The 12,132-nt window shown below is 51.0% G+C and carries 11 protein-coding genes and 1 pseudogene; 2 read left to right on the top strand and 10 right to left on the bottom strand.

All coding sequences use genetic code 11. The features are described 5' to 3' along the window. Positions 1 to 95: 95 nt before the first annotated feature. The 8 genes from fabF to yceD all read right to left on the bottom strand — a co-directional run bounded on the left by fabF (position 96) and on the right by yceD (position 6,253). On the bottom strand, positions 96 to 1,337 hold the full coding sequence (gene fabF / locus Q3A88_RS04165; RefSeq protein WP_110164030.1) for a beta-ketoacyl-ACP synthase II: 1,242 nt from the start codon (positions 1,335 to 1,337) through the stop codon (positions 96 to 98). An 84-nt stretch (positions 1,338 to 1,421) separates the two neighbouring features. After that, positions 1,422 to 1,658 (bottom strand): acyl carrier protein, encoded by a 237-nt coding sequence (gene acpP, locus Q3A88_RS04160; RefSeq protein WP_005970506.1) that lies wholly within the window; start codon positions 1,656 to 1,658, stop codon positions 1,422 to 1,424. 154 nt (positions 1,659 to 1,812) lie between these two features. After that, positions 1,813 to 2,547 carry a 3-oxoacyl-ACP reductase FabG gene (gene fabG / locus Q3A88_RS04155; protein WP_010276180.1) on the bottom strand — a complete coding sequence of 245 codons (735 nt, stop codon included), beginning with the start codon at positions 2,545 to 2,547 and terminating at the stop codon, positions 1,813 to 1,815. Between the two features lie 14 nt (positions 2,548 to 2,561). Then, on the bottom strand, positions 2,562 to 3,491 hold the full coding sequence (gene fabD / locus Q3A88_RS04150) for an ACP S-malonyltransferase (protein WP_317177460.1): 930 nt from the start codon (positions 3,489 to 3,491) through the stop codon (positions 2,562 to 2,564). 17 nt (positions 3,492 to 3,508) lie between these two features. Next, entirely contained in the window at positions 3,509 to 4,462 is a 954-nt protein-coding gene (locus tag Q3A88_RS04145; protein WP_317177459.1) for a beta-ketoacyl-ACP synthase III, read from the bottom strand. 6 nt (positions 4,463 to 4,468) lie between these two features. After that, positions 4,469 to 5,515, bottom strand: a complete 1,047-nt coding sequence (gene plsX, locus Q3A88_RS04140; RefSeq protein WP_110164032.1) for a phosphate acyltransferase PlsX — start codon at positions 5,513 to 5,515, stop codon at positions 4,469 to 4,471. A 29-nt stretch (positions 5,516 to 5,544) separates the two neighbouring features. Beyond that, entirely contained in the window at positions 5,545 to 5,715 is a 171-nt protein-coding gene (rpmF, locus tag Q3A88_RS04135; protein ID WP_005970518.1) for a 50S ribosomal protein L32, read from the bottom strand. Positions 5,716 to 5,731: 16 nt separating this feature from the next. Continuing rightward, positions 5,732 to 6,253 carry a 23S rRNA accumulation protein YceD gene (gene yceD, locus Q3A88_RS04130; protein WP_039275632.1) on the bottom strand — a complete coding sequence of 174 codons (522 nt, stop codon included), beginning with the start codon at positions 6,251 to 6,253 and terminating at the stop codon, positions 5,732 to 5,734. A 140-nt stretch (positions 6,254 to 6,393) separates the two neighbouring features. Here yceD and Q3A88_RS04125 point away from each other — a divergent pair, with 140 nt between their 5' ends. Beyond that, positions 6,394 to 6,978: a Maf family protein gene (locus Q3A88_RS04125; protein WP_110164033.1), complete on the top strand. Its 585-nt coding sequence runs from the start codon at positions 6,394 to 6,396 to the stop codon at positions 6,976 to 6,978. 64 nt (positions 6,979 to 7,042) lie between these two features. On the opposite strand, the gene rluC is transcribed toward Q3A88_RS04125, so the two are convergent. Next, the gene (gene rluC / locus Q3A88_RS04120) at positions 7,043 to 7,999 is read right to left on the bottom strand and encodes a 23S rRNA pseudouridine(955/2504/2580) synthase RluC (protein ID WP_317177458.1); all 957 of its coding nucleotides are present in this window, start codon (positions 7,997 to 7,999) and stop codon (positions 7,043 to 7,045) included. 594 nt (positions 8,000 to 8,593) lie between these two features. On the opposite strand from rluC, the gene rne reads away from it, so the two are divergent. Next, positions 8,594 to 11,932 carry a ribonuclease E gene (gene rne, locus Q3A88_RS04115; protein ID WP_317177457.1) on the top strand — a complete coding sequence of 1,113 codons (3,339 nt, stop codon included), beginning with the start codon at positions 8,594 to 8,596 and terminating at the stop codon, positions 11,930 to 11,932. 44 nt (positions 11,933 to 11,976) lie between these two features. Here the strand turns inward: rne and Q3A88_RS04110 are convergent. After that, positions 11,977 to 12,132, bottom strand: a pseudogene (locus Q3A88_RS04110) (IS4 family transposase); the annotation flags it as partial.

Raw genomic sequence — 12,132 nt, 5'->3', positions numbered from 1 at the left:
TGCCAGCAAAGCAGCGTTGCAGACAAGCAGGCGTGTCTGATTTTACGCAGGCAAAAAAAAACCCGGAGACCGGGTTTTTTAAAACGCTATCGCAATCAAACTTTACGGAAGATCAGAGAACCGTTGGTTCCACCGAAGCCGAAAGAGTTGCAGAGTACGTATTCTAGATTGCTGACCTGACGCGCCTCATGCGGCACGAAATCCAGATCGCAGCCTTCATCTGGATTGTCCAGATTGAGCGTTGGCGGAACAGCCTGATCGCGCAGAGCAAGAATACTGAAAATAGACTCTACCGCGCCTGCCGCACCGAGCAAGTGACCCGTCATGGATTTTGTGGAGCTCACCAGCACACGGCTGGCGTCTGCACCAAATACGGATTTCACGGCCTGCGTTTCAGCTTTATCACCCGCAGGCGTAGAGGTGCCATGCGCGTTGATATAACCGATCTGGCTCGTTGACAGATCCGCGTCACGGAGCGCATTTTCCATCGCCAGCGCAGCACCAGAACCGTTCTCCGGCGGAGACGTCATATGATACGCATCGCTGCTCATGCCAAATCCAACAATTTCTGCATAGATTTTCGCACCGCGCTTTTTCGCGTGTTCATACTCTTCCAGCACCATGAGGCCAGCACCGTCACCCAGTACAAAACCGTCACGATCTTTATCCCACGGACGGCTTGCCGCCTGAGGATTGTCATTGCGCGTAGACAACGCACGGGCGGCACCGAATCCACCGACGCCCAATGGCGTACTGGCTTTTTCTGCACCACCGGCCAACATCACATCCGCATCGTTGTAAGCAATAATGCGAGCAGCCTGACCAATATTGTGCACGCCAGACGTACAGGCCGTAGCGATAGAGATGCTCGGGCCACGCAGTCCGTACATAATAGTAAGATGCCCAGCCACCATATTGACGATGGTTGACGGCACGAAGAACGGACTGATTTTACGCGGGCCACCGTTCACCAGCGCAGTATGGTTCTCTTCAATAAGACCCAGACCGCCGATGCCGGAACCAATCGCCGCACCGATACGCGGGGCGTTCTCTTCCGTTACTTCCAAACCGGAGTCCTGCATAGCCTGAACGCCAGCAGCAACACCGTATTGAATAAAGGCATCCATTTTGCGAGCTTCTTTACGCGAAATGAATTCTTCAGAATTAAAATCCTTTACTAAGCCAGCAAAACGCGTTGCGTAGGCACTAGTATCGAAATGGTCGATCAGGCTGATACCACTCTGACCGGCAAGAAGAGCACTCCAGGTAGACTCAACTGTATTGCCGACAGGAGATAACATGCCCAGTCCGGTCACAACTACTCGACGCTTAGACACGCTTATCCTCCAGGGAGGGAAAGAAAAAAGACACTGCGGGACAAAAAAACTTAGGCGGTCGAGTGACCGCCTAGATATGTTCGCTTACTGCTGGTTAGCCTGAATGAAATCAATGGCTGCTTGAACAGTCGTGATTTTTTCAGCTTCTTCGTCTGGAATCTCAGTATCAAATTCTTCTTCCAGAGCCATTACCAGCTCAACAGTGTCAAGAGAATCAGCGCCGAGGTCATCAACGAAAGAAGCATTGTTTACGACTTCTTCCTGCTTAACACCAAGCTGTTCAACGATGATTTTCTTAACGCGTTCTTCGATAGTGCTCATACTCTTAAATTTCCTATCAAAACTCGCTTTCGCGATGGTTTTCGTAGTGTATAAAATGTTTGAAAAGATGCAACAAAATCTCGGCTGGTCGAACCACGATTTTGTGCTATTTTGCGGTTATCACCGCAAATAATGCAAATAGTTTTCGAGCTTTTTAGATCATATACATGCCGCCATTGACATGCAATGTTTCGCCAGTAATGTAAGCAGCTTCATCAGAGGCTAAAAATACAACAGCACTGGCGATTTCTTTAGCATCACCGAGTCGGTTAGCTGGAACCGACGTCAAAATGCCTGCTCGCTGTTCTTCTGTCAATGCCTGAGTCATATCTGTTTCGATAAAACCAGGCGCGACAACGTTGACCGTAATACCACGAGAAGCCACTTCACGCGCGAGGGATTTACTGAATCCAATCAGTCCCGCCTTCGCTGCCGCGTAGTTAGCTTGTCCTGCATTGCCCATCGTTCCCACAACAGAACCGATGGTAATGATCCGGCCAAAACGTTTCTTCATCATGGCACGCATCACTGCTTTAGACATGCGGAATACCGACGTTAAATTGGTATCCAGAATATCGTGCCATTCATCATCTTTCATACGCATCAGCAGGTTATCACGGGTGATGCCCGCGTTATTGATAAGAATATCAATTTCCCCGAATTCTGCGCGAATTTCTGCTAATACGCTTTCTACTGATGCTGCATCAGCAACATTCAGCATATAACCTTTACCGTTCTCACCCAGCCAGCCGCTAATAGCTTCAGCACCTTTTTCGCTGGTTGCGGTACCAATGACTTTTGCCCCGCGGGCAACCAACGTCTCGGCGATGGCACGCCCAATACCACGGCTTGCACCGGTAACCAGTGCAATTTTCCCCTCAAAACTCATTGTCTTCTCCGTTCTTATTTCTCAATCGCCGCTGATAGAGAAGCAGGATCGTTCACCGCAGCTGCTGTCAGGGTATCGACGATTCGTTTGGTTAAGCCAGTCAATACTTTACCCGGCCCGACTTCTAACAGCGACTCAATGCCCTGAGAAGCCATAAATTCAACACAGTCAGTCCAGCGTACCGGGCAATGAAGCTGGCGCACCAGCGCATCGCGAATGGCTTCCGGTGTGGTTTCGATGCGTGCATCAACATTATTGACAACGGGAATGGCCGGAGAATTAAACGTCACGGATTCCAGCGCAACAGCGAGTTTCTTCGCTGCTGGCTCCATCAGCGCACAGTGTGACGGTACGCTGACAGGCAGCGGCAGCGCACGCTTCGCCCCCGCAGCTTTACACGCAGCACCAGCACGCTCAACGGCGTCTTTATTGCCAGCAATCACCACCTGACCCGGTGAATTGAAGTTTACCGGAGATACCACCTGCCCCTGCGCGGATTCTTCACACGCCTTGGCAATGGCCTCGTTATCAAGCCCGATAATGGCATACATCGCGCCCGTGCCTTCTGGCACGGCTTCCTGCATCAGTTTGCCACGCAGTTCAACCAGACGGACGGCATGTTGGAAATCCAACACACCTGCGCAAACCAGTGCGGAATATTCACCGAGGCTATGACCAGACATCAAAGCAGGTGTTTTTCCTCCCTGCTGCTGCCAGACACGCCAGATAGCAACAGAAGCGGTCAGTAATGCAGGCTGCGTCTGCCAGGTTTTATTCAACTCTTCAGCCGGCCCTTGCTGGGTAAGCTGCCACAAGTCATAACCTAACGCTTCAGAAGCCTGAGCAAACGTTTCGGTGACGATCGGGTATTCTACTGCAAGTTCAGCTAACATCCCTACCGTCTGCGATCCCTGACCGGGAAACACCATTGCAAATTGCGTCATATCACAATCCTGTTTAATTAAAAACGAACCAGCGCGGAACCCCAGGTAAAACCGCCACCGAAGGCTTCAAGCAGCACCAGTTGCCCTGGTTTAATACGCCCATCACGCACCGCTTCATCAAGCGCTGAAGGCACAGAGGCTGCGGAGGTATTACCATGACGATCTAGCGTCACAACCACCTTGTCCATCCCCATACCCAACTTTTTCGCTGTGGCGCTAATGATACGCAGGTTAGCCTGATGAGGCACCAGCCAATCTAATTCACTTTTATCCAGTTGAGCCGCTTGCAGCGTTTCTTCAACAATATGTGCCAGTTCAGTCACTGCCACTTTAAAGACTTCATTACCCGCCATCGTCAGGTAAGCAGGCGTATCCGCATGGTTACGATCCTGATGCGGCAGCGCCAGCAGTTCGCCATAACGGCCATCGGCATGCAGATGGGTAGAAAGAATCCCCGGTTGCTCTGACGGCGTTAACAGCACGGCACCCGCACCATCACCGAACAGAATCAGCGTGCCGCGATCTTCAGGATCCAATGTACGTGACAACGTATCAGAACCGATCACCAGTGCATATTTCACCGCACCACTTTTAACATATTGATCGGCAACGCTCAGCGCGTAGGTAAAACCTGCACACGCAGCGGCCAGATCGAAGGCAATCGTATCTTTGATCCCTAGCAGTTGCTGAACCTGACAGGCGGAGCTAGGGAAAGCATGGCTTGATGATGTTGTAGCAACAATCAGAAGACCGACTTCAGAAGGATCGACATTCGCCATTTCCAGCGCTTTCTGCGCGGCACGGTATCCCATGGTTGCCACGTTTTCATCCGGCGCAGCAATACGGCGCTCACGGATTCCAGTACGTGTGACGATCCATTCGTCCGTCGTTTCCACTATCTTTTCTAAATCAGCGTTCGTCCTGATTTCTTCAGGCAGGTAGCTGCCCGTTCCGATTATTTTTGTATACATGTACGCTTAGTCACTCTTGGGTAATACCGCTTCTAGACGAGCGGCAATCCGCTCGGGAAGCTGCCGCCGTACCGTCTGCATTGCCTGTTCAATAGCAACCGCAAACGCTCTCTGGTTTGCTGCACCATGGCTTTTGATTACAGTTCCCCGTAATCCTAGCAGGCATGCGCCATTATATTGATCGGGATTCAAATGACCGAAACGCTTTGATAAGCGTTTTTGTAACAAACGCCCTAGCCATTTCAACCACCAGGATCGCTTTTGTTTTTGCCCAGGGCCTGAAGCTGGAGATTTCAGCAGTGACAGGAACATCCTTACCACGCCTTCCACCGTTTTCAGTGTGACATTACCCACGAAGCCGTCACAGACCATCACATCCGTTTTACCAGTCAGCAGATCGTTGCCTTCCAGATAACCGATGTAATTGATTGATGGTGCCTCTTTTAGCTGTGCCGCTGCTTCACGGATAGTGCTTAGCCCTTTGCTTTCTTCTTCACCGATATTCAACAACGCGACCCGAGGATTTGTCAGTTCCAGCACTTCTTCTGCCATCACTGAGCCCATCACGGCAAACTGAACCAGCATCGTGCTGTCACAGTTAACATTCGCCCCCAGATCCAACACAACTGTTTTTCCGTGTTGCTGGTGAGGTAATACTGACACTAACGCAGGTCGCTCAATTCCTTCCAGTGGCTTAATCAGGAGCTTGGCTAGCCCCATAAGCGCCCCCGTGTTGCCAGCGCTCACACAGGCCTGTGCCCTACCGTCTTTAATCAACTCAAGCGCTATACGCATTGAGGTACCACGGCTCGCACGAATAGCCTGCGATGGCCTCGCATCACTAGCAATAACCGACTCCGCCGGAACAATCTCTAAGCGGGAAAGTAAATCAGAATCGACTTTGGCAAGTAATGGCGTTATTGCAGCAGGATCGCCGACTAATAACAAATTGAGAGCTGGATTAGAAGCCAGTGCCTGCAATGCAGCAGGCACTGTTACGCAGGGACCAAAATCCCCGCCCATCGCATCTAACGCCAGAGTTAGGCGTGTCAAGGTATTGCCTTGCAAATAATTCGCAAGAATTACTTAGCAATGACCTTGCGACCGCGGTAGTAACCATCCGCAGTGATGTGGTGACGCAGGTGAGTTTCGCCAGAAACTTTATCTACGGATACAGAAGCGGTAGTCAGCGCATCATGTGAACGACGCATACCACGTTTGGAACGGCTAGGTTTGTTTTGTTGTACGGCCATGGACCTTACTCCTTAATTACTTACGCTTTAAACTGGCTAATACGGCAAACGGATTTGGTTTTTCCGCCTCTGCAGGCAGTTGACCAAATACCATATCCGCTTCGGACACTTCACAGTGTTCAGAATCATGCACCGGGGCGATAGGCAACATCAGAATTATTTCATCTTCAATCATTGCCAGCAGATCGACTTCGCCAAATTCATCAACGCCGATCGGTTCATACGCTTCCGGTAACGCTTCGGCCTGCTCATCATTGACGACCGGGCTGAAACAGAATGTCGCATGGACTTGATGTTCAAACGGCTTGCTGCAACGCTGACACATCAGTGTGACCGTAACGTCAGCGTTACCGTCAATCACCGCCAGACGCTGATTATCAATATTGAAAGATAAAGAGGCCTGAACATCACTATCCACACTCACCACTGATTCGGCAACACGCTCTACTTGTTCAGCTGAATAGATACCAACGTAATCTAAACGCTTCTGAGCAGTGCGGACCGCATCAAGGGTTAAGGGTAATTTTACCTTTTGCATAGGGCGCGCATATTAACGTCGTAACGACATAGAGTCAAAGAAAAAGGCAGTGATGCACCACCTTTCACCAATATTCGCTTCCAGAGCGGCGCACAGTTTAAAATGCCTTTCATCATTACGCTACGGTTTATCAAAAAATTATGCAGCAGATTATTCTCGCCTCAACCTCACCTTATCGCCGGGCCTTGTTGGAAAAGCTGGCGATCCCCTTTATTTGCGCATCGCCAGACATCGATGAAACTCCTCATCCCGGCGAAAGCGCCGTCGATCTCGTGATCCGTCTTGCTGAAAGCAAAGCGCAAACACTGGCCGCGCACTACCCCAATCACCTGATTATCGGTTCCGATCAGGTTTGCGTTCTGGAGAACGCCATAACAGGAAAACCACATAATAAGGGTAACGCAACACGCCAGTTACAGCAGGCCAGCGGAAAGTGTGTTTCCTTCTTTACGGGTTTAGCGCTCTTCAATAGTGCAACTCAGGAAATGCAGAGCATTGCTGAGCCATTTGACGTGCATTTCCGTACGCTAACGGAAGCAGAAATTGACGGTTATCTGGAGAAAGAACAGCCGTGGAACTGCGCGGGCAGCTTTAAAAGCGAAGGATTGGGTATTACCCTCTTTGAACGACTATCCGGGCGCGATCCTAATACGCTCATTGGATTGCCATTGATCGCGCTAACGCAAATGCTACAAAAGGAAGGCGTGAATCCGCTGACGATGTAAAGTAAATCGGGATAGCCCGATGAAGCGGCTATCCCGACAGATAAAAGTATGTAGATATATGTAGTTATGCTTTTGTCTTGCGCAGCACCTGCAGACAGCGACGCAGCCCACTATCCAATGGGGCTTCTACTCTCAGTGTCTCACCCGTGTTCGGGTGTTCAAAACGTAGCGCCTGCGCATGCAGGAAGAGACGTTTTAAGCCCGTGACCGCCAGTTGCTGATCGAATTCGCGATCGCCGTAACGGTCATCGAAGGCTATCGGATGCCCAGCATGTTGGGCGTGTACACGAATTTGATGCGTACGTCCGGTAACAGGGCTCGCCCGCACCAGCGTCGCGTGTTCAAAACGTTCTTCTATTTTAAAGCGCGTTTCTGACGGTTTACCGTCGCTGTTTACCCGTACGATGCGCTCACCGCTTTGCAGGATATTTTTCAACAGCGGTGCCTGAACAACCTTGCAGTGAGACTGCCACTGGCCACGAACCAGCGCCAGATAGTCTTTTTGCATACCTTTCAGCCGCAACTGTTCGTGCAGAGAACGTAAGGCCGAGCGTTTTTTTGCGACCAGCAAAACGCCAGAGGTATCGCGATCGAGGCGGTGTACTAACTCCAGAAAACGCGCTTCCGGGCGTAAAGCACGCAGCCCTTCAATCACGCCGAAACTTAGACCACTGCCGCCATGCACGGCAGTACCCGAGGGCTTATTTAGCACCAACAGGTAGTCGTCTTCATAAATAATGCACTCGGCCAACGCCGCCACTTTACCAAGACTGGCAGAAACAGGGGTTTCATCGCGTTCTGCCTGTCGAACGGGCGGAATACGGATGACATCACCATCGAGCAATTTATACTCAGGTTTGACCCGTTTCTTATTTATCCTTACCTCACCTTTTCGCAAGATACGGTAAACCATGCTTTTAGGCACACCCTTTAAGTGGGTATGCAAAAAATTATCGATGCGCTGCCCCGCTTCATCTGCGGAGATCGTCACAAATTGTACTGAAGGATTATCTGTTTTCATGATGCGCGATTCTAAATAGAGCAACCCGATAGCGCCACTTCTTTTTCTGTGCTTAACTGTGTATCTGACTTATGAAGATATTGTTGCATTGTCGAGTAAGTGGACGGGTGAGTTGGGCTATAGCATCAAACCCTGTCCGTTTTGGTGATAACAATAGAACTATCTTTATACAGACAGGCAAAGTCACCTTGCTATAACGGTATCAGCAGTGGAATAATGCTTTTGCGTTTCCCACGCGGATTTCCGATAAAACAAGGGGAAATTGCGGAATTATTAAATTTGCCTGATGACGCACACACGCAGCAATGGCGTAAGACGTAATGTGAAATCAAGCAGTTAGCGGGCTGCGGATTGCAGCTTGGCCGGCAAATGGAATCAGATCTGGCGACATAATTCAGAAGCTGTTCCCTCAGTAAATGCGCTGTTTTCCATCAGGAAACACAGGCTACCGAAACATGCGTCTCTATGCAGGCGACAACCGGGAGGTTGACGTCCCTGCGATAAGCCACGAGACCATCGGTTCACTCCGGTCATGCGGTTCTTTTGTCCGCAGCTCTATCAATAATGCAAGTAAAAATAACGAGTAAGTTGAAGATGAAAAGAATGTTAATTAACGCAACTCAGCAGGAAGAGTTACGTGTTGCCTTGGTTGATGGTCAACGGCTGTATGACTTGGATATCGAAAGTCCGGGTCATGAGCAGAAGAAAGCAAATATCTACAAAGGTAAAATCACTCGTATCGAACCTAGTCTTGAAGCGGCTTTTGTTGATTACGGCGCTGAAAGACACGGTTTCCTCCCTCTTAAAGAAATCGCCCGCGAATACTTCCCTAGCAACTATTCTTCCCACGGTCGTCCTAACATCAAAGACGTGTTACGTGAAGGTCAGGAAGTCATTGTTCAGGTAGACAAAGAAGAGCGTGGCAACAAAGGCGCTGCACTGACCACCTTTATCAGTCTGGCAGGCAGCTATCTGGTCTTAATGCCAAACAACCCTCGTGCGGGCGGTATTTCACGCCGTATCGAAGGTGACGATCGTACCGAGCTCAAAGAAGCGTTGGGATCGTTGCAACTGCCCGATGGCATGGGGCTCATTGTTCGTACCGCTGGTGTGGGCAAATCCGCTGAAGCACTGCAATGGGATCTGGCTTTCCGTCTGAAACACTGGGACGCGATCAAAAAAGCCGCAGAAGGCCGCCCTGCACCGTTCCTGATCCATCAGGAAAGTAACGTGATCGTCCGCGCATTCCGCGACTATCTTCGCCCGGACATTGGCGAAATCCTGATCGACAACCCAAAAATTCTCGATCTGGCGAAAGAACATATTTCTGCGCTGGGTCGCCCTGATTTCAGCAGCAAAATCAAATTGTACAGTGGTGAAATCCCACTTTTCAGCCACTATCAGATCGAATCGCAGATCGAATCGGCTTTCCAGCGTGAAGTTCGCCTGCCGTCCGGTGGTTCTATCGTTATCGATACGACCGAAGCGCTGACAGCAATCGATATCAACTCCGCCCGTGCGACGCGCGGTGGTGATATTGAAGAAACCGCGTTCAATACCAACCTTGAAGCCGCAGACGAAATTGCCCGCCAGTTGCGCCTGCGTGACCTCGGTGGCCTGATCGTTATCGACTTCATCGATATGACTCCGGTTCGTCACCAGCGTGAAGTTGAAAACCGCCTGCGTGACTCTGTACGTCAGGATCGTGCACGTATTCAGATCGGCCGGATTTCCCGCTTTGGCCTGCTGGAAATGTCGCGTCAGCGTCTGAGCCCTTCACTGGGTGAATCCAGCCACCACGTCTGCCCGCGCTGTAGCGGTACCGGTACGATTCGTGACAATGAATCACTTTCACTGTCTATTCTTCGTCTGATCGAAGAAGAAGCGCTGAAAGAAAACACCAAAGAAGTCCACGCGATTGTTCCAGTCCAGATTGCGTCTTATCTGCTGAACGAGAAGCGTGATGCCGTTAACGCCATTGAGAAACGTCAAGGCGGCGTGCGCGCGATCATCGTGCCACACGACGGTATGCAAACGCCGCACTACTCCGTTGTTCGCGTCCGTAAAGGCGAAGAAAAACCGACGCTCAGCTATTTGCTGCCTCAGCGTTTGGAAACGGAAACGCAGCAGTTGCAAGACGAACAGACTATCGAGCGTAAACAGCCTGAACAACCTGCGTTAGCAACGTTTAGCATGGCTGAAATGCCAGAGGAAACTGCACCATCGATTGCCAAAGCAGCGCCTGCGGCGGCGAAACCGGCGGAAGTCGCTCAGCCAGGCTTCGTTAGCCGCTTGTTCAGCGCCTTAAAAAGCGTCTTTGCTTCCGAGCCTGCGGTAAAAGCAGCGGATAGCGTTGACGATAAGAAGGCCGAAGAAGAGAAATCCACTGAAGGTCAGCGCCCTGAACGCCGGAACTCACGCCGTCAGGGTAATAATCGCCGCGATCGTGGCTCTCGTGACAATCGTGACAATCGTGACAATCGTGAACAGCGTGATGAGCAGCGCCGTAATAAGCGACAAAACGAGGAAGCGGTTACTGACACCCGCGCAGCGGAAAATGCGGAGAAGTCCAATTCGGAAGAGCAGCCGCGTCGTGAACCACGTGCTGAACGTCAGCGTCGTCGTCAAGATGATCGCCGTCAGGCTCCGGCTGAGGCAAAAGCACAGCCAGTTATTGATGATTCTGATGACAATGCCGCCGAGCAGGATAAACCGACTCAGGTTATGCCGCGTCGCCAACGCCGTCAGTTGACGCAGAAAGTACGCGTTCAGTCCGATGCTCAACAAGATACCCTCTCCGATAGCACCGCACCTGTCGCTGCACCATCTGAGCAGGTTCAAGCTTACGTCAAGCCAAGCGATGCAGCGGTAGACAATAACGAGGTCGATAACGAGCAGAACGATGCAAATCGTGCCAATGGCGAGAATGGCGGTATGCCACGTCGTTCACGTCGTTCTCCGCGTCACCTGCGTGTTAGCGGCCAGCGCCGTCGTCGCTATCGTGACGAGCGTTACCCGTCTCAGTCACCAATGCAGTTGGAGTTTGCCGCCGCATCACCAGAAATGGCATCAGGAAAAGTGTGGGTTAGCTATCCTCTTGCACAGCCACAGCAGGCTGAAAGCCAACAGCAGGACGAGAACGTTGCAGCAATTGAAACACCGCTGTTACCTGCCGTTGTCGAAGCCGCAGTGACTGCACAAGCTGACACTGCGGAATCCAATACGGTTGAAAACGTTGCGATTACTGAAGCCGTGGTTCAGGAAGAAGCCGCTGTAACCGCTACAGCACAATCTGCCGACGTTATCCAGGATAGCAATGTAGTGGATGTCGAGGTGAGTACTGCAGGCGAAGAAACCGTCGCCGAGCCAGTTACCGAGAACACCGCTATCGATGATGCTATCGCTGCAGTTGCTGTGAATGCCGTTGAGGAAGCACAACCTGCTGATACTGTGGCGACTCAGGTTGCTGAAGAAACCGTTGACGCTGTTGCCTCTGAAAATACAGTGGCTGAAAACGTACCTACCGAAGCGGTCGCAGAAGAGCAGCAAGCAGATAGCATCGCTGATTCAACTGAGAAAGCCGATCTGGCAGAACCGGTTTCTACCCCTGCAGTTTCCGCAGTTCAGGAAGTCAGCTCGCCACAACACATTCAGGATGAGCCAGTATCTGCTATCAGCGCACAACCGATTGTGGAAGCGTCTGTACCGAGCGTAGCAAAAGCAGCAAGCGTTGCTGAGCAACCTCGTTATAAGCTCCATGCGACAGCGCCAATGACTAAAGCGCCAGCGCCAGCATACCAGGTGGAGCCTGCTCGACACAGTGATTGGGTTCGTCCTGCCTATCCGTTCTCAGGAAAAGGTTCGGCAGGTGGTCATGCCGCAGTTAACCAGTCAACTGCGCCAGCAACCAAGCCTACACCGGCCAGCGAGTAATTCTGGTTTCTATAGACAAAAACCCGCCAATTGGCTAACACCGTTCACTTAAGATGTTTTGAGTGAACGGGATACTGGGTTTTTGAGATCCGAACGGTCCTTTCTTTGGGCCGTCTTCTCTTTTCTGGCAGGATAAATTGCTTCACATTCTCCCGCATTTTCTTCAGCTTCGTCGGGATTGTCCCTGGTTTCCCCAGTGA

It is taken from the genome of Pectobacterium sp. HCp5_1 (assembly GCF_032905925.1).
In the GTDB taxonomy this organism is placed as follows: Bacteria; Pseudomonadota; Gammaproteobacteria; order Enterobacterales; family Enterobacteriaceae; genus Pectobacterium; species Pectobacterium brasiliense_A.
The sequence above is the reverse complement of the archived record's forward strand: the minus strand, read 5'-3'. Positions and strand labels throughout refer to the sequence as shown.

Coding starts and splice junctions, on each gene's coding strand:
- acpP (WP_005970506.1), bottom strand. CDS start 1,658: ATGAGCACTATCGAAGAACGCGTTAAGAAAATCATCGTTGAACAGCTT.
- fabG (WP_010276180.1), bottom strand. CDS start 2,547: ATGAGTTTTGAGGGGAAAATTGCACTGGTTACCGGTGCAAGCCGTGGT.
- fabD (WP_317177460.1), bottom strand. CDS start 3,491: ATGACGCAATTTGCAATGGTGTTTCCCGGTCAGGGATCGCAGACGGTA.
- Q3A88_RS04145 (WP_317177459.1), bottom strand. CDS start 4,462: ATGTATACAAAAATAATCGGAACGGGCAGCTACCTGCCTGAAGAAATC.
- rpmF (WP_005970518.1), bottom strand. CDS start 5,715: ATGGCCGTACAACAAAACAAACCTAGCCGTTCCAAACGTGGTATGCGT.
- yceD (WP_039275632.1), bottom strand. CDS start 6,253: ATGCAAAAGGTAAAATTACCCTTAACCCTTGATGCGGTCCGCACTGCT.
- Q3A88_RS04125 (WP_110164033.1), top strand. CDS start 6,394: ATGCAGCAGATTATTCTCGCCTCAACCTCACCTTATCGCCGGGCCTTG.
- rluC (WP_317177458.1), bottom strand. CDS start 7,999: ATGAAAACAGATAATCCTTCAGTACAATTTGTGACGATCTCCGCAGAT.
- rne (WP_317177457.1), top strand. CDS start 8,594: ATGAAAAGAATGTTAATTAACGCAACTCAGCAGGAAGAGTTACGTGTT.